Origin of the sequence: Escherichia sp. E14V7 (assembly GCF_004212225.1) — a bacterium.
In the GTDB taxonomy this organism is placed as follows: Bacteria; Pseudomonadota; Gammaproteobacteria; order Enterobacterales; family Enterobacteriaceae; genus Escherichia.
In genome coordinates this window covers 156,969-177,995 of sequence record NZ_RHJJ01000006.1, presented here as the reverse complement: position 1 = coordinate 177,995, position 21,027 = coordinate 156,969, and the positions used below count along the sequence as shown (strand labels likewise).

At 51.0% G+C, this 21,027-nt stretch carries 23 protein-coding genes; 14 read left to right on the top strand and 9 right to left on the bottom strand.

Translation table 11 applies throughout. The features are described from left to right. Nucleotides 1-121: 121 nt before the first annotated feature. Nucleotides 122-1,099, bottom strand: coding sequence for an elongation factor P--(R)-beta-lysine ligase (epmA, locus tag D9741_RS07785; RefSeq protein ID WP_000004771.1), 978 nt, complete (start codon nt 1,097-1,099; stop codon nt 122-124). Between the two features lie 324 nt (nt 1,100-1,423). On the opposite strand from epmA, the gene frdA reads away from it, so the two are divergent. The 6 genes from frdA to blc all read left to right on the top strand — a co-directional run bounded on the left by frdA (nt 1,424) and on the right by blc (nt 6,561). After that, nucleotides 1,424-3,232 carry a fumarate reductase (quinol) flavoprotein subunit gene (frdA, locus tag D9741_RS07780; protein WP_130205969.1) on the top strand — a complete coding sequence of 603 codons (1,809 nt, stop codon included), beginning with the start codon at nt 1,424-1,426 and terminating at the stop codon, nt 3,230-3,232. Continuing rightward, the gene (gene frdB / locus D9741_RS07775; protein ID WP_064525766.1) at nt 3,225-3,959 is read left to right on the top strand and encodes a fumarate reductase iron-sulfur protein; all 735 of its coding nucleotides are present in this window, start codon (nt 3,225-3,227) and stop codon (nt 3,957-3,959) included. The genes frdA and frdB overlap by 8 nt, the downstream gene beginning before the upstream one ends. 10 nt (nt 3,960-3,969) lie before the next feature. Then, nucleotides 3,970-4,365 (top strand): fumarate reductase subunit FrdC, encoded by a 396-nt coding sequence (frdC, locus tag D9741_RS07770; protein WP_001568431.1) that lies wholly within the window; start codon nt 3,970-3,972, stop codon nt 4,363-4,365. A 10-nt stretch (nt 4,366-4,375) separates the two neighbouring features. Further along, nucleotides 4,376-4,735, top strand: coding sequence for a fumarate reductase subunit FrdD (gene frdD / locus D9741_RS07765; protein WP_001299198.1), 360 nt, complete (start codon nt 4,376-4,378; stop codon nt 4,733-4,735). A 62-nt stretch (nt 4,736-4,797) separates the two neighbouring features. Further along, nucleotides 4,798-5,940: a BlaEC family class C beta-lactamase gene (locus tag D9741_RS07760; protein ID WP_130216741.1), complete on the top strand. Its 1,143-nt coding sequence runs from the start codon at nt 4,798-4,800 to the stop codon at nt 5,938-5,940. Nucleotides 5,941-6,027: 87 nt separating this feature from the next. Further along, the gene (gene blc, locus D9741_RS07755; RefSeq protein WP_130216743.1) at nt 6,028-6,561 is read left to right on the top strand and encodes a lipocalin Blc; all 534 of its coding nucleotides are present in this window, start codon (nt 6,028-6,030) and stop codon (nt 6,559-6,561) included. On the opposite strand, the gene sugE is transcribed toward blc, so the two are convergent. The 4 genes from sugE to efp form a co-directional block, all read right to left on the bottom strand. Then, on the bottom strand, nt 6,558-6,875 hold the full coding sequence (gene sugE / locus D9741_RS07750; RefSeq protein ID WP_130205961.1) for a quaternary ammonium compound efflux SMR transporter SugE: 318 nt from the start codon (nt 6,873-6,875) through the stop codon (nt 6,558-6,560). The genes blc and sugE overlap by 4 nt on opposite strands. A gap of 175 nt (nt 6,876-7,050) precedes the next feature. Then, on the bottom strand, nt 7,051-7,197 hold the full coding sequence (ecnB, locus tag D9741_RS07745; RefSeq protein WP_000239596.1) for a lipoprotein toxin entericidin B: 147 nt from the start codon (nt 7,195-7,197) through the stop codon (nt 7,051-7,053). A gap of 110 nt (nt 7,198-7,307) precedes the next feature. After that, complete coding sequence (gene ecnA / locus D9741_RS07740) at nt 7,308-7,433, bottom strand: lipoprotein antitoxin entericidin A (RefSeq protein WP_064525758.1); 126 nt, start codon at nt 7,431-7,433, stop codon at nt 7,308-7,310. A 51-nt stretch (nt 7,434-7,484) separates the two neighbouring features. Further along, nucleotides 7,485-8,051 carry an elongation factor P gene (gene efp, locus D9741_RS07735; RefSeq protein WP_000257278.1) on the bottom strand — a complete coding sequence of 189 codons (567 nt, stop codon included), beginning with the start codon at nt 8,049-8,051 and terminating at the stop codon, nt 7,485-7,487. A gap of 41 nt (nt 8,052-8,092) precedes the next feature. Here efp and epmB point away from each other — a divergent pair, with 41 nt between their 5' ends. Both epmB and D9741_RS07725 read left to right on the top strand, forming a co-directional pair. Beyond that, nucleotides 8,093-9,121 (top strand): EF-P beta-lysylation protein EpmB, encoded by a 1,029-nt coding sequence (epmB, locus tag D9741_RS07730; RefSeq protein ID WP_130216745.1) that lies wholly within the window; start codon nt 8,093-8,095, stop codon nt 9,119-9,121. 393 nt (nt 9,122-9,514) lie between these two features. After that, nucleotides 9,515-10,384 carry a YjeJ family protein gene (locus tag D9741_RS07725; RefSeq protein WP_130216747.1) on the top strand — a complete coding sequence of 290 codons (870 nt, stop codon included), beginning with the start codon at nt 9,515-9,517 and terminating at the stop codon, nt 10,382-10,384. A 202-nt stretch (nt 10,385-10,586) separates the two neighbouring features. Here D9741_RS07725 and D9741_RS07720 read toward each other — a convergent pair whose 3' ends face one another. The 3 genes from D9741_RS07720 to D9741_RS07710 all read right to left on the bottom strand — a co-directional run bounded on the left by D9741_RS07720 (nt 10,587) and on the right by D9741_RS07710 (nt 13,061). After that, on the bottom strand, nt 10,587-10,940 hold the full coding sequence (locus D9741_RS07720; protein ID WP_000558209.1) for a DUF4156 domain-containing protein: 354 nt from the start codon (nt 10,938-10,940) through the stop codon (nt 10,587-10,589). Between the two features lie 137 nt (nt 10,941-11,077). Beyond that, entirely contained in the window at nt 11,078-12,724 is a 1,647-nt protein-coding gene (gene groL, locus D9741_RS07715; RefSeq protein ID WP_000729132.1) for a chaperonin GroEL, read from the bottom strand. Between the two features lie 43 nt (nt 12,725-12,767). Next, nucleotides 12,768-13,061 (bottom strand): co-chaperone GroES, encoded by a 294-nt coding sequence (locus tag D9741_RS07710; RefSeq protein ID WP_001026276.1) that lies wholly within the window; start codon nt 13,059-13,061, stop codon nt 12,768-12,770. Nucleotides 13,062-13,336: 275 nt separating this feature from the next. Here D9741_RS07710 and yjeH point away from each other — a divergent pair, with 275 nt between their 5' ends. Then, nucleotides 13,337-14,593: an L-methionine/branched-chain amino acid transporter gene (yjeH, locus tag D9741_RS07705; RefSeq protein ID WP_130216749.1), complete on the top strand. Its 1,257-nt coding sequence runs from the start codon at nt 13,337-13,339 to the stop codon at nt 14,591-14,593. 15 nt (nt 14,594-14,608) lie between these two features. On the opposite strand, the gene D9741_RS07700 is transcribed toward yjeH, so the two are convergent. Then, nucleotides 14,609-15,085 (bottom strand): FxsA family protein, encoded by a 477-nt coding sequence (locus tag D9741_RS07700; RefSeq protein ID WP_130216751.1) that lies wholly within the window; start codon nt 15,083-15,085, stop codon nt 14,609-14,611. Between the two features lie 336 nt (nt 15,086-15,421). Between D9741_RS07700 and aspA the strand changes: the two genes are divergently transcribed. The 5 genes from aspA (at nt 15,422) to D9741_RS07675 (ending at nt 21,015) form a co-directional block, all read left to right on the top strand. Next, nucleotides 15,422-16,858, top strand: a complete 1,437-nt coding sequence (gene aspA, locus D9741_RS07695; RefSeq protein ID WP_130205949.1) for an aspartate ammonia-lyase — start codon at nt 15,422-15,424, stop codon at nt 16,856-16,858. A gap of 117 nt (nt 16,859-16,975) precedes the next feature. After that, nucleotides 16,976-18,277, top strand: coding sequence for an anaerobic C4-dicarboxylate transporter DcuA (gene dcuA / locus D9741_RS07690; RefSeq protein WP_130216753.1), 1,302 nt, complete (start codon nt 16,976-16,978; stop codon nt 18,275-18,277). Nucleotides 18,278-18,392: 115 nt separating this feature from the next. Continuing rightward, nucleotides 18,393-18,731 carry a divalent cation tolerance protein CutA gene (cutA, locus tag D9741_RS07685; RefSeq protein WP_064525746.1) on the top strand — a complete coding sequence of 113 codons (339 nt, stop codon included), beginning with the start codon at nt 18,393-18,395 and terminating at the stop codon, nt 18,729-18,731. Next, nucleotides 18,707-20,404, top strand: a complete 1,698-nt coding sequence (dsbD, locus tag D9741_RS07680) for a protein-disulfide reductase DsbD (RefSeq protein WP_130216755.1) — start codon at nt 18,707-18,709, stop codon at nt 20,402-20,404. The genes cutA and dsbD overlap by 25 nt, the downstream gene beginning before the upstream one ends. 35 nt (nt 20,405-20,439) lie before the next feature. Further along, nucleotides 20,440-21,015 carry a transcriptional regulator gene (locus D9741_RS07675; protein WP_001188520.1) on the top strand — a complete coding sequence of 192 codons (576 nt, stop codon included), beginning with the start codon at nt 20,440-20,442 and terminating at the stop codon, nt 21,013-21,015. Nucleotides 21,016-21,027: the final 12 nt, after the last annotated feature.

The following is a 21,027-nucleotide window of genomic DNA, read 5'->3' as shown; positions in this document are numbered from 1 at the left end:
TACCCGGATGATAGCAAATATCCAGTCTTAAATTGTGGCCTTCAGCAGAAAAATGAAAACATCTGCTACAGAATGGCGTTACAACGCCATTCTGTGCGGTTAATTAGATGATTTTTCAGAATTATGCCCGGTCAACGCTAAAGGCAATCACTTCCGCAAGCGTCTCCGCGCCCAGCGCCAACATCACCAGACGATCAACGCCCAGAGCCACGCCGGAGCAGTCAGGCATACCGACTTTCAGAGCTTCTATGAGGTTTTGGTCAATTGGATGCTGCGGTAAACCACGCGCCGCACGTTTGCGGTTATCCTGCTCAAAGCGTTGTTGCTGTTCACGGGCGTCCGTTAATTCGTGGAAACCATTCGCCAGCTCAATACCTTTGTAGTAAACCTCGAAGCGCTCTGCGACCCGATGATCTTCGGTACTGATTTGCGCCAGTGATGCCTGACTGGCAGGGAAATGATAAACAAAGGTCGGTTTTTCTTTACCAATGTTCGGTTCCACACCAAAGGTAAACAGCAACTGCAACAGTGTATCGCGATCTTCTTCGGTATCGGCAACGTTGCTCAGATCCAGTTTCGCCGCCACTTCCCGCAGCTGCGTTTTATCCGCAGAGAGCGGATCAATTTCCAGATAACGTAAGAAGGCTTGCTGATAAGAAAGGCTTTCTGCAGCCGGGCAATCCAGTACTTGCTGCAGAAGATCGTCAACTTCGTTCATCAACCGGTACATATCATAATGCGGCCGATACCACTCCAGCATCGTGAACTCAGGGTTGTGATAACGCCCCATCTCTTCATTACGGAAGCTGCGGCACAGCTGGAATACTGGGCCACAACCGGCAACCAGCAGGCGTTTCATGTGATATTCAGGGCTGGTCATTAACCAGAGATTCATCCCCTGAGAGTGTCCGGGGCCAACGAAACGTGTCTCAAACGGGACCAAATGAATATCGGTTACCGTCGCCTGGCTCATACAAGGCGTCTCCACCTCCAGCACTCCACGATCGGCAAAGAAACGACGGATCTCCGCCATAATCGCCGCGCGTTTTAATAAGTTAGGAATGGATGCGCTCGGCTGCCAGGATGCCGTTTCGCTCATAGTGAAATCTCCAGTTTTTAACAAGGGCACGAAGTCTACTCGCAACGCGACGGCGAGACAAATTTTACGCAGGAATCATTCAGCAAGGGGGGGTGACTAAAAAAACCACAATCTGATGGTTTAGTAATTAAATTAATCATCTTCAGTGATAATTTAGCCCCCTTGCGCACTAAAAAAATCGATCTCGTCAAATTTCAGACTTATCCATAAGACTATACTGTTGTACCTATAAAGGAGCAGTGGAATAGCGTTCGCAGACCGTAACTTTCAGGCACTTACCCTGAAGTACGTGGATGTGGGATAAAAACAATCTGGAGGAATGTCGTGCAAACCTTTCAAGCCGATCTTGCCATTGTAGGTGCCGGTGGCGCGGGATTACGTGCTGCAATTGCTGCCGCGCAGGCAAATCCGAATGCAAAAATCGCACTAATCTCAAAAGTATACCCAATGCGCAGCCATACCGTTGCTGCAGAAGGTGGCTCCGCCGCTGTCGCGCAGGATCATGACAGCTTCGATTATCACTTTAACGATACAGTAGCGGGTGGCGACTGGTTATGTGAGCAGGATGTTGTGGATTATTTCGTCCACCACTGCCCAACCGAAATGACCCAACTGGAACTGTGGGGATGCCCATGGAGCCGTCGCCCGGATGGTAGCGTGAACGTACGTCGCTTCGGCGGCATGAAAATCGAGCGTACCTGGTTCGCCGCCGATAAGACCGGCTTCCATATGCTTCACACTCTGTTCCAGACCTCTCTGCAATTCCCGCAGATCCAGCGTTTTGACGAACATTTCGTGCTGGATATTCTGGTTGATGATGGTCATGTTCGCGGCCTGGTGGCAATGAACATGATGGAAGGTACGCTGGTTCAGATCCGTGCTAACGCAGTGGTGATGGCAACCGGCGGCGCTGGCCGTGTTTATCGTTACAACACCAACGGCGGCATCGTTACTGGCGACGGTATGGGTATGGCGCTGAGCCACGGTGTTCCGCTGCGTGATATGGAGTTCGTTCAGTATCACCCGACTGGCCTACCGGGTTCCGGTATCCTGATGACCGAAGGTTGCCGTGGCGAAGGCGGTATTCTGGTCAACAAAAATGGCTACCGTTATCTGCAAGACTACGGCATGGGTCCAGAAACTCCGCTGGGCGAGCCGAAAAACAAATACATGGAACTGGGTCCACGCGACAAAGTTTCTCAGGCCTTCTGGCACGAATGGCGTAAAGGCAACACCATCTCCACGCCGCGTGGCGATGTGGTTTACCTCGACCTGCGTCACCTGGGCGAGAAAAAACTGCACGAACGTCTGCCGTTCATCTGTGAACTGGCGAAAGCTTATGTTGGCGTCGATCCGGTTAAAGAACCGATTCCGGTACGTCCGACCGCGCACTACACCATGGGTGGTATCGAAACCGATCAGAACTGCGAAACCCGCATTAAGGGCCTGTTCGCCGTGGGCGAATGTTCCTCTGTAGGTCTGCACGGCGCAAACCGTCTGGGCTCTAACTCCCTGGCGGAACTGGTGGTCTTTGGTCGTCTGGCCGGTGAGCAAGCAATGGAGCGCGCATCTACTGCCGGTAATGGCAACGATGCCGCGATCAATGCCCAGGTTGCTGGCGTTGAACAGCGTCTGAAAGATCTGGTTAACCAGGACGGCGGCGAAAACTGGGCGAAGATCCGCGACGAAATGGGCCTGGCCATGGAAGAAGGCTGCGGTATCTACCGTACGCCGGAACTGATGCAGAAAACCATCGACAAGCTGGCGGAACTGCAGGAACGCTTCAAGCGCGTTCGCATCACCGACACGTCCAGCGTGTTCAACACCGACCTGCTTTACACCATTGAGTTGGGCCACGGTCTGAACGTTGCCGAATGTATGGCGCACTCTGCAATGGCACGTAAAGAGTCCCGCGGCGCGCACCAGCGTCTGGACGAAGGTTGCACTGAACGTGACGACATCAACTTCCTCAAACACACCCTCGCCTTCCGCGATGCTGATGGCACTACTCGCCTGGAGTACAGCGACGTGAAAATTACTAAGCTGCCGCCGGCCAAACGCATGTACGGTGGCGAAGCGGATGCAGCCGATAAGGCGGAAGCAGCCAATAAGAAGGAGAAGGCGAATGGCTGAGATGAAAAACCTGAAAATTGAGGTGGTGCGTTATAACCCGGAAGTCGATACCGCACCGCATAGCGCATTCTATGAAGTGCCTTATGATGAAACCACCTCATTGCTGGATGCGCTGGGCTATATCAAAGACAACCTTGCGCCGGACCTGAGCTACCGCTGGTCCTGCCGTATGGCGATTTGTGGCTCCTGCGGCATGATGGTTAACAACGTGCCGAAACTGGCATGTAAAACCTTCCTGCGTGACTACACCAACGGCATGAAGGTTGAAGCGTTAGCTAACTTCCCGATTGAACGCGATCTGGTGGTCGATATGACTCACTTCATCGAAAGTCTGGAAGCGATCAAACCGTACATCATCGGCAACTCCCGCACCGCGGATCAGGGTACTAACATCCAGACCCCGGCGCAGATGGCGAAGTATCACCAGTTCTCCGGTTGCATCAACTGTGGTCTGTGCTATGCCGCATGCCCGCAGTTCGGCCTGAACCCAGAGTTCATCGGTCCGGCTGCCATTACGCTGGCACATCGTTATAACGAAGATAGCCGCGACCACGGTAAGAAGGAGCGTATGGCGCAGTTAAACAGCCAGAACGGCGTATGGAGCTGTACTTTCGTGGGCTACTGCTCCGAAGTCTGCCCGAAACACGTCGATCCGGCTGCGGCCATTCAGCAGGGCAAAGTAGAAAGTTCAAAAGACTTTCTTATCGCGACCCTGAAACCACGCTAAGGAGTGCAACATGACGACTAAACGTAAACCGTATGTACGGCCAATGACGTCCACCTGGTGGAAAAAATTGCCGTTTTATCGCTTTTACATGCTGCGCGAAGGCACAGCGGTTCCGGCTGTGTGGTTCAGCATTGAACTGATTTTCGGGCTGTTTGCCCTGAAAAATGGCCCGGAAACCTGGGCGGGATTCGTCGACTTTTTACAAAACCCGGTTATCGTGATCATTAACCTGATCACTCTGGCGGCAGCCCTGCTGCACACCAAAACCTGGTTTGAACTGGCACCGAAAGCGGCCAATATCATTGTAAAAGACGAAAAAATGGGACCAGAGCCAATTATCAAAAGTCTCTGGGCGGTAACCGTGGTTGCCACCATCGTAATCCTGTTTGTTGCCCTGTACTGGTAAGGAGCCTGAGATGATTAATCCAAATCCAAAGCGTTCTGACGAACCGGTATTCTGGGGCCTCTTCGGGGCCGGTGGCATGTGGAGTGCGATCATTGCGCCGGTAATGATCCTGCTGGTTGGCATCCTGTTGCCGCTGGGTCTGTTCCCGGGTGACGCACTGAGCTACGAACGCGTTCTGGCGTTCGCGCAAAGCTTCATTGGTCGCGTATTCCTGTTCCTGATGATCGTCCTGCCGCTGTGGTGTGGTTTACACCGTATGCACCACGCGATGCACGATCTGAAAATTCACGTGCCTGCGGGCAAATGGGTTTTCTACGGTCTGGCTGCTATCCTGACAGTTGTCACGCTGATTGGTATCGTTACAATCTAACGTATCGCCAATGTAAATCCGGCCCGCCTATGGCGGGCCGTTTTGTATGGAAACCAGACCTTATGCTCAAAACGACGCTTTGCGCCTTACTGATTACCGTCTCTTGCTCCACTCTTGCCGCGCCCCACAGCGAACAACAAATCAACGATATTGTGCATCACACTATTACCCCACTTGTTGAGCAACAAAACATCCCCGGCATGGCCGTTGCAGTGATTTATCAGGGTAAGCCTTATTACTTTACCTGGGGCTACGCGGATGTGGCAAAAAAGCGGCCCGTCACGCAGCAAACGTTGTTTGAGTTAGGCTCGGTCAGTAAAACATTTACGGGCGTGCTTGGTGGCGACGCTATTGCTCGAGGGGAAATCAATCTAAACGATTCCGTCACAAAATACTGGCCTGAACTTACCGCTAAACAGTGGAATGGGATCACACTATTACATCTCGCAACCTACACCGCTGGCGGCCTGCCGTTACAGGTGCCGGATGAGGTGAAATCCTCAAGCGACTTGCTGCGCTTCTATCAAAACTGGCAGCCTGCATGGGCGCCAGGAACACAACGTCTGTATGCAAACTCCAGTATCGGTTTGTTCGGCGCACTGGCTGTGAAGCCGTCTGGTTTGAGCTTTGAACAGGCGATGCAAAATCGTGTTTTCCAGCCACTCAAACTCAACCATACGTGGATTAATGTGCCGCCCGCAGAAGAAAAGAACTACGCCTGGGGATATCGCGAAGGTAAGGCAGTGCATGTTTCGCCAGGGGCGCTGGATGCTGAAGCTTACGGTGTAAAATCGACGATTGAAGATATGGCCTGCTGGGTACGAAGCAATATGAATCCCCGTGATATCAACGACAAAACACTTCAGCAAGGGATACAACTGGCGCAATCTCGCTACTGGCAAACCGGCGATATGTATCAGGGCCTGGGCTGGGAAATGCTGGACTGGCCGGTAAATCCTGACAGCATCATCAATGGCAGCGACAGTAAAATTGCGCTGGCGACAAGCCCAGTAAAAGCGATTACGCCCCCTGCTCCTGCTGTGCGGTCATCATGGGTGCATAAAACAGGTGCGACCGGCGGATTTGGTAGCTATGTCGCGTTTATCCCAGAAAAAGAGCTGGGTATTGTGATGCTGGCTAACAAAAATTATCCCAATCCAGCGAGAGTTACCGCCGCCTGGCAGATTCTCAACGCTCTACAGTAAAATTTCATCGGGTCCGAATTTTCGGACCTTTTCTTCGCATTTCCTTGCTGTCATCTACACTTAGAAAAAACCAGTAAGGAAACATTTATGCGCCTGCTCCCTCTCGTTGCCGCAGCGACAGCTGCATTTCTGGTGGTTGCCTGTAGTTCTCCCACACCACCGCGTGGCGTGACCGTGGTAAATAATTTCGATACCAAACGCTATTTGGGTACATGGTATGAGATTGCCCGTTTTGATCACCGCTTTGAACGCGGACTGGAGAAAGTGACCGCGACGTATAGCCTGCGGGATGACGGCGGCCTGAATGTCATTAATAAAGGCTATAACCCGGACAGAGAGATGTGGCAGCAGAGTGAAGGAAAAGCCTACTTTACTGGAGATCCGCGTCGCGCAGCCCTGAAAGTGTCGTTCTTTGGGCCATTCTACGGCGGTTATAATGTCATCGCGCTCGACCGGGAGTACCGCCACGCGCTGGTTTGCGGCCCGGACCGCGACTACCTGTGGATACTCTCTCGCACGCCAACCATTTCTGACGAAGTTAAACAGGAGATGCTGGCAGTCGCAACCCGGGAAGGGTTTGATGTTAGTAAGTTTATTTGGATACAGCAGCCCGGTAGTTAGTGAGTGCTGAGTTTCAGACCAATAATTCCCACCACAATTAACGCCAGACTTGCCAGGCGCATCGGGTTAGCGGACTCGCCGAGCAGCACAATGCCGGTGATAGCCGCGCCGACTGCGCCAATCCCCGTCCAGACAGCATAAGCCGTCCCTACAGGTAATGACTTCATCGCCCAGGCGAGCAGCGCCATACTGACAATCATCGCCGTCACGGTAATAACACTTGGCGTCAAACGACTAAAGCCGTGGGTATATTTCAGGCCAACAGCCCAGACGACTTCCAGCAACCCAGCAATAAATAAGATAATCCAGGACATATAAAACTCCGGAGAAATGGGGCCGTCCCCGGTGAAAAGAAGCGTTTGCAGGTCGTCCTGCAAAGCTGATGATTGAACGGATATTTTGCCTGGTGGCAGGGGAATTTCAACTATTACCTTAGTGACTATCGCTGAAAAAATAAACGGCACGACAAACCTGCCGTACCGTTATTGCTTATTGCTGCGCTTTCGTCGCTGCGCCAGAAATCGCGTTACCGCCGTCGGAGATATCTTCACCAACGCCACGCGTGGTGTTGCAGGCAGTCAATACTGTTGAAAGCACCAGAACAGAAAAGATCGCTGCAATTGTCTTCTTCACCATAACGTCTTCCTTTTAGGTAATGTTATTTGTGTTTGCCTATAGCAAATTAATAATAGACAACACCACCGAAAATGACGGAAATCTGACGATTTTTACGAAGAGAAGAAAAATTAGCTGGCTGCGCGGGAGATGGAATTACCGAGATGTTTAATGTCTTCACCAAAACCGCGTGCGGTGTTACAGCCCGTGAGCAGCGCACTGGCAAGCAAAACAAGAAGGATAAGGCGTTTCATCATCTCTGACCTGAAAAAGTGATGGTGCAGCCCACAGGCCGCACCACAACCGCATTACTTCACGCGAGATACGTATTCACCAGAGCGGGTATCCACTTTGATGACTTCGCCGATCTGTACGAACAGCGGAACTTTAACCACAGCGCCAGTAGACAGGGTAGCCGGTTTGCCGCCAGTACCTGCGGTATCACCTTTCAGACCCGGATCGGTATCAACGATTTCCAGTTCAACGAAGTTCGGCGGAGTAACGGAGATCGGCTGACCATTCCACAGAGTTACGATGCACTCTGCCTGATCCAGCAGCCATTTAGCATTGTCGCCAATTGCTTTTGCATCAGCAGACAGCTGCTCGAAAGTTTCGTTGTTCATGAAGTGCCAGAACTCACCGTCGTTGTACAGGTAAGTCAGGTTCATATCGACAACATCAGCGCCTTCAGCGGAATCGGTAGATTTGAAGGTTTTTTCTACGCGAGTGCCAGTCAGTAGACGGCGCAGTTTAACGCGAGCGAATGCCTGACCTTTACCCGGTTTCACGAATTCACTGGCTTCAACCGCGTAAGGTTCGCCATCTAACATGATTTTAAGACCAGCACGAAAATCGTTGCTATAGTACGTTGCCATAAGGCCCTCTGAAATTTATTAATTGGTAGCTAAGCCACAAAATGGCGCATATTGTAACCCTAAATACCCCATCCAGAGAAGATTGGTTAGCGCAACTTGCCGATGTTGTGACCGATCCTGATGAACTTCTGCGTCTTTTGAATATAGACGCGGACGAAAAACTGTTGGCCGGACGCAGCGCCAAAAAGCTGTTTGCCCTGCGCGTGCCCCGCTCATTTATCGATCGCATGGAGAAAGGCAATCCAGACGATCCACTTTTGCGTCAGGTACTTACCTCGCAAGATGAGTTTGTCGTCGCGCCCGGATTCTCCACCGACCCGTTGGAAGAACAGCACAGCGTAGTGCCTGGTTTGTTGCATAAATACCACAACCGGGCGCTATTGCTGGTCAAAGGCGGCTGCGCGGTAAATTGCCGCTATTGCTTCCGTCGCCACTTCCCGTATGCCGAAAATCAGGGCAACAAGCGAAACTGGAAGACGGCACTTGAGTATGTTGCTGCGCATCCGGAACTGGACGAGATTATTTTCTCAGGCGGCGATCCGCTGATGGCGAAAGATCACGAACTGGACTGGTTATTAACGCAACTGGAAGCCATCCCACATATCAAACGTCTGCGGATTCACAGCCGTCTGCCGATTGTGATCCCGGCACGCATCACCGAGGCGCTGGTTGAACGCTTTGCTCGTTCTACGCTGCAAATCTTGCTGGTGAATCACATCAACCATGCCAATGAGGTAGATGAAACGTTCCGTCAGGCGATGGCTAAATTGCGCCATGTCGGCGTCACCCTGCTTAACCAAAGCGTTCTGTTACGTGGCGTGAACGATAACGCGCAAACGCTGGCAAATCTGAGTAATGCATTGTTTGACGCCGGTGTGATACCCTATTACCTGCATGTGCTCGATAAAGTGCAGGGCGCGGCACATTTCATGGTGAGCGATGATGAAGCGCGGCAGATTATGCGTGAGTTGCTGACGTTAGTATCGGGATATCTGGTGCCAAAACTGGCGCGCGAGATTGGTGGCGAACCCAGCAAAACGCCGCTGGATCTCCAGCTACGCCAGCAGTAACTGATTAAACAGGGAAGTTAAACATTAAAATTGCCTGATGCGCTACGCTTATCAGGCCTACATCGTGCATTGAAATTGAATGAATTTTCAATGAACTGTAGGCCGGATAAGGCGTTTACGCCGCATCCGGTAAGAGCAACAAACGCAGTACAGCGACCTGTCATTTTACAGGGAAGTTTAATCTTTGCCCGTTGCATAACCTTTAATTATTCATATACATTGCTATTTTTACTCTTTATATAGCCAACACCAATAATTAACCTTTCTTTTCTGTTTATATAGAGTGAGCACGGCTATTTATGTTATTTTAACAACTATTACTACCAAGCCCATTTATCTGGCTTATAAATTAAAATTAATTATTTAATTGAGAAATGGTTAGGGAGAACCTACATGGCCATAAGCATCAAGGGTGTTAATACCGGTGTTATTCGCAAGAGTAATAATTTCATTGCACTGGCGCTGAAAATTAAAGAGCCTCGCAATAAAGAATCGTTGTTCTTTATGTCTGTCATGGAACTGCGAGATCTGTTGATTGCGCTGGAAAGTCGTCTGCATCAAAAGCATAAACTGGATGCTGATGCACGCCTTCAGTATGAGCAAGCTCGCGATAAAGCCATTAAGAAAATGGCAGAAAACATCCCGGAAATTCTGGTTGATGAGCTCAAAAATGCCGATATTAATCGCCGGGTTAACACGCTGGAACTTACCGATAACCAGGACGAAAATCTTAATTTCGCATTAACGCTCCATGATGGCAGCAAATGCGAATTAGTGGTCAATGAGCTGCAAATTGAAATGCTGGCGCGGGCAATCATTCATGCAATTAATAATGCTGAAATGCGTGAGCTAGCATTACGTATTACATCGCTATTAGATTTTCTGCCGTTATATGACGTCGACTGCCAGGACAATGGCAATCTGGAATACGACACCTATTCTCAGCCGGAATGGAAACATAATCTGTTTAGTCATTATCTGGCCGTACTTTATCGCTTTAAAGATGAAAGTGGCAAAGAGCAATTTAGCGGTGCAGTAGTGAAAACGCGTGAAGCGACTGCGGGTAAAGAAGTTGAGGCTATTACACGCCGGATGCTTGATTTCAGTCCTCGACTGAAAAAACTCGCGGGTGTGCCGTGTCAGGTCTACGTTCGTACTATGGCAGCCAATAACGCCCAACCACTGACCCAGGATCAATGCCTACGCGCACTGCATCACCTACGCGTTCAATCCATCAGCAAAACAGCACCACAGGCGAAATAATCCCATCTTTGCTAATGCGAGGCTGGAGCCATCCAGCCTGAAATGGCTGATAACGTGATCGTTGATCATACCGGATGCGGCGTAAACGCCTTATCCGGCCTACAAATTCTCAAGTATTCAATCAGTTGCAATGCCTGATGTAGGCCTGATAAGCGAAGCGCATCAGGCAATTATACGTTTGTCACCCAGCCTCTGAATCCCATCAGTTCGGGCACTTATATACCTGACCGATAATCTGGCTGTCAGTCGGGACAAAGCTGGACAACATGCCCTGCGACGGGCTGCTGATACCATAAATCACGTTACCACCCATTGCTGCCGCCTGGTTGCGCAGATCGTTTGCCGCACCGCGCATAGAACCGCCCTCTTCACCGTGTTGCCCGGAAAGCCAGTTACTTTGCTTACCGGTAGCAGTACCAATCAGCTGGCACTCTGCGCCTGGTTGCTCGTCCACGATGCGAACGCTCTGTCCGGCAGCGCTCAATTCGTTGCTGGAGCTACAACCCGCCATCAGTAGCGCGGCACCGACAATCCCTGCTAAGTATTTTACGTGCATGTTATTCCCCATAATCAATGAGCTGGACGCAACTCGCGTCGTCCGTGTCTGAATCTTATACTAGAAAGATGACCAAAAGAAAAACCCCCAGACATTTCTGCCCGGGGGTTTCTTTATTTCTGCGAGGTGCAGGGCAATTACATCATGCCGCCCATGCCACCCATGCCGCCCATACCGCCAGCAGCACCTAAGTCAGCTGCATCGTTTTTCGGCAGGTCGGTAACCATGCACTCGGTGGTGATCATCAGGCCAGCCACAGAAGCTGCGTACTGCAGAGCAGAACGAGTTACTTTGGTTGGATCCAGGATACCCATGTCGATCATGTTGCCGTATTCTTCGGTTGCTGCGTTGTAGCCGTAGTTGCCGTCGCCAGCTTTAACGGTGTTAGCAACAACAGACGGTTCTTCACCGCAGTTCAGTACGATCTGACGCAGCGGAGCTTCCATTGCACGCAGTGCAACTTTGATACCCACGTTCTGCTCTTCGTTCTGACCACGCAGGTCAGCCAGTTTAGACGCTACGCGGATCAGCGCAACACCACCACCAGCAACCACGCCTTCTTCTACCGCAGCACGGGTCGCGTGCAGGGCGTCTTCAACGCGTGCTTTTTTCTCTTTCATTTCAACTTCGGTAGCAGCACCAACTTTGATAACTGCAACGCCGCCTGCCAGTTTCGCTACGCGCTCCTGCAGTTTTTCACGGTCGTAGTCAGAAGTTGCTTCTTCAATCTGCTGACGGATCTGAGCAACACGGCCCTGAATTGCCGCTTCTTCACCCACGCCATCGATGATGGTGGTGGTGTCTTTGTTGATCACAACACGTTTAGCCTGACCCAGGTCTTCCAGGGTTGCTTTTTCCAGCTCCATACCAATCTCTTCAGAGATTACGGTACCGCCAGTCAGGGTTGCGATATCCTGCAGCATAGCTTTACGGCGATCGCCGAAGCCCGGAGCTTTAACCGCAGCGACTTTCACAATGCCACGCATGGTGTTAACAACCAGAGTTGCCAGCGCTTCGCCTTCAACATCTTCAGCGATGATCAGCAGCGGTTTGCCTGCTTTTGCAACGGCTTCCAGAACCGGCAGCATTTCGCGGATGTTGGAGATTTTCTTGTCAGCCAGCAGGATGAACGGGCTTTCCAGTTCTACTGCGCCAGTTTCCGGCTTGTTGATGAAGTAAGGAGACAGGTAGCCACGGTCGAACTGCATACCTTCAACCACGTCCAGTTCGTCCTGCAGACCAGTACCGTCTTCAACGGTGATAACGCCTTCTTTACCGACTTTGTCCATCGCTTCAGCGATCAGTTTACCTACAGTTTCGTCGGAGTTAGCGGAGATAGTACCAACCTGAGCAATCGCTTTAGAGTCGGAGCACGGTACGGACAGCGCTTTCAGTTCTTCAACTGCAGCAGTAACGGCTTTGTCGATACCACGTTTCAGGTCCATCGGGTTCATGCCCGCGGCAACAGCTTTCAGACCTTCAGTAATGATAGCCTGAGCCAGTACGGTTGCGGTGGTGGTACCGTCGCCTGCTGTGTCGTTCGCTTTAGAGGCAACTTCTTTCACCATCTGCGCACCCATGTTTTCGAACTTGTCTTCCAGTTCGATTTCACGAGCAACGGAGACACCATCTTTGGTGATGGTCGGTGCACCGAAAGATTTATCCAGAACTACGTTACGGCCTTTCGGACCGAGGGTAACTTTCACTGCATCTGCCAGTACGTTTACGCCGCGCAGCATTTTCACACGAGCGTCGTTACCGAATTTTACGTCTTTAGCTGCCATTATCTTTATTCCTTAAATTCGTATGTTCAGTGTCGTGCGCGGATTACGCTTCAACAATTGCCAGAATGTCGCTTTCGGACATGATCAACACTTCTTCATTGTCGATCTTCTCAGACTTCACACCGTAGCCATCATTGAAAATTACGATGTCGCCAACTTTCACGTCCAGCGGCTTCACTTCACCATTTTCAAGGATGCGGCCATTGCCAACAGCCAGCACTTCGCCACGGGTAGATTTAGCCGCTGCAGAGCCGGTCAGAACGATGCCGCCAGCAGATTTAGTTTCAACTTCTTTACGCTTGACGATCACGCGATCATGCAATGGACGAATATTCATTGATAACTCTCCTTTGAGAAAGTCCGTATCTGTTATGGGTGACGCCGGACCTTACGTGGTTTCCCGGCTGGTGACCAGTGAAATGGGGATGGGCTTCTCCCCCTTCAAGGGGGCAAATGAAAAAAAATTCTGATCAGTACAAAATCGGGTAAAAATCCTGATTCACATCACATTTCATCGCAATTTCTCCATCGCCGCCATACGCGAATCTGATTGTGCTACCATCGAAATCCTGCGCAGTTGCCCAAAATTTGGGCACAATTGGACATTAACCCATGAGTGGACTCAAACAAGAACTGGGATTAGCCCAGGGGATCGGCCTGTTATCAACCTCATTATTAGGCACGGGTGTGTTTGCCGTTCCCGCATTAGCCGCCCTGCTAGCGGGCAATACCAGCCTGTGGGCCTGGCCCGTTTTGATTATCTTGGTGTTCCCGATTGCAATCGTCTTTGCGCTGCTGGGACGCCACTATCCCAGTGCGGGCGGCGTCGCGCACTTCGTTGGCATAGCGTTTGGCTCGCGGCTTGAGCGAGTCACTGGCTGGCTATTTTTATCGGTCATTCCCGTGGGCCTGCCCGCTGCACTACAAATTGCCGCCGGCTTTGGCCAGGCAATGTTTGGCTGGCATAGTTGGCAACTGTTGTTGGCAGAACTTGGTACGCTGGCGCTGGTGTGGTACATCGGCACTCGCGGTGCCAGTTCCAGTGCTAATCTACAAACGGTTATTGCCGGGCTTATCGTCGCGCTGATTGTCGCTATCTGGTGGGCGGGCAATATCAAACCTGCGAATATCCCCTTCCCGGCACCTGGTAATATCGAGCTTTCCGGGTTGTTTGCTGCGTTATCGGTGATGTTCTGGTGCTTTGTCGGTCTGGAGGCATTTGCCCATCTCGCCTCGGAATTTAAAAATCCAGAGCGTGATTTTCCCCGCGCTCTGATGATTGGTCTGTTGCTGGCAGGATTAGTCTATTGGGGTTGTACGGTGGTGGTATTACGCTTCGACGCCTATGGTGAAAAAATGGCGGCGGCAGCATCGCTTCCAAAAATTGTGGTGCAGCTGTTCGGTGTAGGAGCATTGTGGGTTGCCTGCGTGATTGGCTATCTGGCCTGCTTTGCCAGTCTCAACATTTATATACAGAGCTTCGCCCGATTAGTCTGGTCGCAGGCGCAACACAATCCTGACCACTACCTGGCACGCCTCTCTTCTCGCCATATCCCGACTAATGCCCTTAATGCCGTGCTCGGCTGTTGCGTGGTGAGCACGTTGGCGATCCATATGTTAGAGATCAATCTGGACGCACTTATCATCTATGCCAATGGCATCTTTATTATGATTTACCTGTTATGCATGCTGGCAGGCTGTAAATTATTGCAAGGACGTTATCGACTACTGGCGGTAATTGGCGGGCTGTTATGTGTTCTGTTACTGGCGATGGTCGGCTGGAAAAGTTTATATGCCCTGATCATGCTGGCGGGGTTATGGCTATTTCTGCCAAAACGAAAAACGCCGGAAAATGGCATAACCACATAATCCGGCGTTTCGTCATTAATCCTGGCGATCGTCTTTATGATCAAGGCGGTCGCGGTCATCATCCTTACGCTGATACTCACCATCAAAAGTATTACCGCCACCAGTCCCGGCGCTAAATCCGCCGCCCGGCATACGGGAAAAGCGCAAATGCGGCATCAGCTTCACTGTCAGATGCTTTTGCACTGGCGGTAATAAAAGAAGAAGACCGAGGAAATCGGTAAAAAAGCCCGGTAATAAAAGCAGCAAACCGGCAATGATCAACGAAACACTTTTAATCATTTCCGCCGCGGGGTTTTCTCCCGCCGCCATTTTTTGTTGCATCAGCACAAAATTCTTAAAGCCCTGATTACGTACCAGTGACATACCAATAACTGAGGTGAATATAACCAGCACGAGGGTCAGCAATACCCCCAGGACATGAGCAACCTGAATAAAGATTGAAATCTCAATATAGACATAAAGGAAAACGGCAATAAAAGGTAACCAGCGCAAAGGTTTCTCCTGTAATAGCAACCAGTTAAATTCGGTCGCCTGAATGGGTTGCGAATCGCGTTCAGCTTATATTGTGGTCATTAGCAAAATTTCAAGATGTTTGCGCAACTATTTTTGGTAGTAATCCCAAAGCGGTGATCTATTTCACAAATTAATAATTAAGGGGTAAAAACCGACACTTAAAGTGATCCAGATTACGGTAGAAATCCTCAAGCAGCATATGATCCCAGGTATTCGGCCGATGCAGGGGATAATCGTCGGTCGAAAAACATTCGAAACCACATATATTCTGTGTGTTTACAGCAAATCATTGGCAGCTTGAAAAAGAAGGTTCACATGTCAAACAACATTCGTATCGAAGAAGATCTGTTGGGTACCAGGGAAGTTCCAGCTGATGCCTACTATGGTGTTCACACTCTGAGAGCGATTGAAAACTTCTATATCAGCAATAACAAAATCAGCGATATTCCTGAATTTGTTCGCGGTATGGTAATGGTTAAAAAAGCCGCAGCTATGGCAAACAAAGAGCTGCAAACCATTCCTAAAAGTGTAGCGAATGCAATCATTGCCGCATGTGATGAAGTCCTGAACAACGGAAAATGCATGGATCAGTTCCCGGTAGACGTCTACCAGGGCGGCGCAGGTACTTCCGTAAACATGAACACCAACGAAGTGCTGGCCAATATCGGTCTGGAACTGATGGGTCACCAGAAAGGTGAATATCAGTACCTGAACCCGAACGACCACGTTAACAAATGCCAGTCCACTAACGACGCCTACCCGACCGGTTTCCGCATCGCAGTTTACTCTTCTCTGATTAAACTGGTAGATGCTATTAACCAACTGCGTGAAGGCTTTGAACGTAAAGCTGTCGAATTCCAGGACATCCTGAAAATGGGTCGTACCCAGCTGCAGGACGCAGTACCGATGACCCTCGGTCAGGAATTCCGCGCTTTCAGCATCCTGCTGAAAGAAGAAGTGAAAAACATCGAACGTACCGCTGAACTGCTGCTGGAAGTTAACCTCGGCGCAACTGCAATCGGTACTGGCCTGAACACGCCGAAAGAGTACTCTCCGCTGGCAGTGAAAAAACTGGCTGAAGTCACTGGCTTCCCATGCGTACCTGCTGAAGACCTGATCGAAGCGACCTCTGACTGCGGCGCTTACGTTATGGTGCATGGCGCGCTGAAACGCATGGCTGTGAAGATGTCCAAAATCTGTAACGACCTGCGCTTGCTCTCTTCTGGCCCACGTGCCGGCCTGAACGAGATCAACCTGCCGGAACTGCAGGCGGGCTCTTCCATCATGCCAGCTAAAGTAAACCCAGTTGTTCCGGAAGTGGTTAACCAGGTTTGCTTCAAAGTCATCGGTAACGACATCACTGTTACCATGGCAGCAGAAGCGGGTCAGCTGCAGCTGAACGTTATGGAGCCGGTCATTGGCCAGGCCATGTTTGAATCCGTTCACATTCTGACCAACGCTTGCTACAACCTGCTGGAAAAATGCGTTAACGGCATCACTGCTAACAAAGAAGTGTGCGAAGGTTACGTTTACAACTCTATCGGTATCGTCACTTACCTGAACCCATTCATCGGCCACCACAACGGTGACATCGTGGGTAAAATCTGTGCCGAAACCGGTAAGAGTGTACGTGAAGTCGTTCTGGAGCGCGGTCTGTTGACTGAAGCAGAACTAGACGATATTTTCTCCGTACAGAACCTGATGCATCCGGCTTACAAAGCAAAACGCTATACTGATGAAAGCGAACAGTAATCGTACAGGGTAGTACAAATAAAAGAGGCACGTCAGACGACGTGCCTTTTTTCTTGTGAGTAGTAACTTAAAAACAACAACCTGATATCAACTTGTTAAAAAACAAGGAAGGCTAATATGCTAGTTGTAGAACTCATCATCGTTTTGCTGGCGATCTTCTTGGGCGCCAGATTAGGGGGAATTGGTATTGGTTTTGCAGGTGGATTGGGGGTGCTGGTTCTTGCCGCTATCGGCGTCAAGCCTGGTAACATCCCATTCGATGTCATTTCCATTATCATGGCGGTTATCGCTGCTATTTCTGCTATGCAGGTTGCTGGCGGTCTGGACTATCTGGTTCACCAGACAGAAAAGCTGCTGCGCCGTAACCCGAAATACATCACGATCCTTGCACCGATCGTAACCTATTTCCTGACCATCTTTGCTGGTACCGGCAACATCTCTCTGGCAACACTGCCAGTTATCGCTGAAGTTGCGAAGGAACAAGGCGTTAAACCTTGCCGTCCGCTGTCTACTGCAGTGGTATCCGCGCAGATTGCGATCACCGCATCACCAATCTCTGCGGCGGTGGTTTACATGTCTTCCGTGATGGAAGGTCATGGCATCAGCTACCTGCATCTGCTCTCTGTGGTCATCCCGTCTACCCTGCTGGCAGTTCTGGTGATGTCATTCCTGGTAACCATGCTTTTCAACTCAAAACTGTCTGACGATCCGATTTATCGCAAGCGTCTGGAAGAAGGTCTGGTTGAACTGCGCGGTGAGAAGCAGATTGAAATCAAATCCGGTGCAAAAACGTCCGTCTGGCTGTTCCTGCTGGGCGTAGTTGGCGTGGTTATCTATGCGATTATCAACAGCCCGAGCATGGGCCTGGTTGAAAAACCGCTGATGAACACCACTAACGCTATCCTGATTATCATGTTGAGCGTTGCAACCCTGACCACTGTTCTTTGCAAAGTGGACACCGACAACATCCTCAACTCCAGCACCTTCAAAGCAGGTATGAGCGCCTGTATTTGTATCCTGGGTGTTGCATGGCTGGGCGATACTTTCGTTTCCAACAACATCGACTGGATCAAAGATACCGCTGGTGAAGTCATTCAGGGTCATCCGTGGCTGCTGGCTGTTATCTTCTTCTTTGCTTCTGCTCTGCTGTACTCTCAGGCTGCAACTGCAAAAGCACTGATGCCGATGGCTCTGGCGCTGAACGTTTCTCCACTGACCGCTGTAGCTTCTTTCGCAGCCGTGTCTGGTCTGTTCATTCTGCCGACCTACCCGACGCTGGTTGCTGCGGTACAGATGGATGACACGGGTACCACTCGTATCGGTAAATTCGTCTTCAACCATCCGTTCTTTATCCCAGGTACTCTGGGTGTTGCCCTGGCCGTTTGCTTCGGCTTCTTGCTGGGCAGCGTGATGCTGTAATGACAAATCGCGGGGCGTTCACGCCCCGCTTTCTTTCCCGCCGACTAACATCCTTTCCCCGTCCGTTGTATAGTGACCTCTCTCTTGCGGTTCCATCTGTTCTTGCGAGGTGTTTATGCTTGATGAAAAAAGTTCGAATACCGCGTCCGTCGTGGTGTTGTGCACCGCGCCGGATGAAGCGACGGCCCAGGAATTAGCCGCCAAAGTGTTGGCGGAAAAACTGGCGGCCTGTGCGACCTTGATTCCTGGCGCTACCTCTCTCTATTACTGGGAAGGTAAACTGGAACAGGAATACGAAGTGCAGATGATTTTAAAAACCACCGTATCTCACCAGCAGGCACTGCTGGAATGCCTGAAGTCTCATCATCCGTATCAAACCCCGGAGCTTCTGGTTTTACCTGTTACACACGGAGACACAGATTACCTCTCATGGCTCAACGCATCTTTACGCTGATCCTGCTACTTTGCAGCACTTCCGTTTTTGCCGGATTATTCGACGCGCCGGGACGCTCACAATTTGTCCCCGCGGATCAAGCCTTTGCTTTTGATTTTCAGCAAAACCAACATGAGCTTAATCTGAGCTGGCAGATCAAAGACGGTTACTATCTTTACCGTAAACAGATCCGCATTACGCCGGAACACGCGAAAATCGCCGACGTGCAGTTGCCCCAGGGCGTCTGGCATGAAGATGAGTTTTACGGCAAAAGCGAGATTTACCGCGAGCGGCTGACGCTTCCTGTGACCATCAACCAGGCAAGTGCTGGTGCGACATTGACTGTCACCTACCAGGGCTGTGCTGACGCCGGTTTTTGTTATCCGCCAGAAACCAAAACCGTTCCGTTAAGCGAAGTGGTTACTAACAACGCGACGCCACCGTCTGCATCAGTTCCGCAGCAAGAGCAGCCCGTCGCGCAATTGCCCTTTTCCGCGCTCTGGGCGTTGTTGATTGGTATCGGTATCGCCTTCACGCCATGTGTACTGCCGATGTACCCTCTAATTTCCGGTATCGTGCTGGGCGGTAAACAGCGGCTCTCCACTGCCAGAGCATTGTTGCTGACCTTTACTTATGTTCAGGGGATGGCGCTGACTTACACGGCGCTGGGTCTGGTGGTTGCCGCCGCAGGGTTACAGTTCCAGGCAGCGCTACAGCATCCTTACGTACTTATCGGCCTCGCTATCGTCTTTACCTTGCTGGCAATGTCGATGTTTGGCTTGTTTACCCTGCAACTCCCCTCTTCGCTGCAAACGCGCCTCACGCTAATGAGCAATCGCCAACAAGGTGGCTCGCCCGGCGGTGTGTTTGTGATGGGGGCGATTGCCGGGCTGATCTGTTCGCCATGCACCACCGCACCGCTTAGCGCGATTCTGCTGTATATCGCCCAAAGCGGAAACATGTGGCTGGGCGGCGGCACGCTTTATCTCTATGCGCTGGGCATGGGCCTGCCGCTGATTCTAATTACCGTCTTTGGTAACCGCCTGCTGCCGAAAAGCGGCCCGTGGATGGAACAGGTCAAAACCGCATTTGGTTTTGTGATCCTCGCACTGCCGGTCTTCCTGCTGGAGCGAGTGATTGGTGATATATGGGGATTACGCTTGTGGTCGGCGCTGGGTGTCGCGTTCTTTGGCTGGGCCTTTATCACCAGCTTACAGGCCAAACGCGGCTGGATGCGTATTGTGCAAATTATCCTGCTAGCGGCAGCATTGGTTAGCGTGCGCCCACTCCAGGATTGGGCATTTGGCGCGACGCATACCACGCAAACTCAGGCGCATCTCAACTTTACACAAATCAAAACGGTAGATGAGTTAAATCAGGCGCTCGCTGAAGCCAAAGGCAAACCGGTGATGTTAGATCTCTATGCCGACTGGTGCGTCGCCTGTAAAGAGTTTGAGAAATACACCTTCAGCGACCCGCAGGTGCAAAAAGCGTTAGCAGACACGGTCTTACTTCAGGCCAACGTCACAGCCAACGACGCACAAGATGTGGCGCTGTTAAAGCATCTTAATGTCCTTGGCTTACCGACAATTCTCTTTTTTGACGGACAAGGCCAGGAGCATCCACAAGCGCGCGTCACGGGCTTTATGGATGCAGAAACCTTCAGCGCACATTTGCGCGATCGCCAACCGTGAACGACACTTCAGTGGGAAAGACGGAGGAAAATAGCGTGCAACGTGAAGATGTACTGGGAGAAGCCCTGAAATTATTAGAATTACAAGGGATTGCCAACACCACGCTGGAGATGGTTGCTGAACGTGTGGATTATCCACTGGACGAGCTGCGCCGCTTCTGGCCAGACAAAGAGGCGATCCTCTACGATGCCCTGCGCTATCTTAGCCAACAGATAGATGTCTGGCGTCGTCAGCTGATGCTGGACGAAACGCAAACCGCCGAACAAAAGCTGCTGGCGCGTTATCAGGCGCTATCGGAGTGCGTTAAAAACAACCGCTACCCGGGCTGTCTGTTTATCGCTGCCTGTACGTTTTATCCCGATCCTGGCCACCCTATTCATCAATTGGCCGATCAGCAAAAAAGCGCGGCCTACGACTTTACCCACGAACTGTTAACCACGCTGGAAGTGGACGATCCGGCGATGGTAGCAAAGCAGATGGAACTGGTGCTGGAAGGTTGTTTAAGCCGAATGCTGGTGAATCGTAGCCAGGCGGATGTCGATACCGCACATCGGCTGGCGGAAGATATCCTGCGCTTCGCTCGCTGCCGCCAGGGTGGCGCACTGACCTGACAGAAACACAGA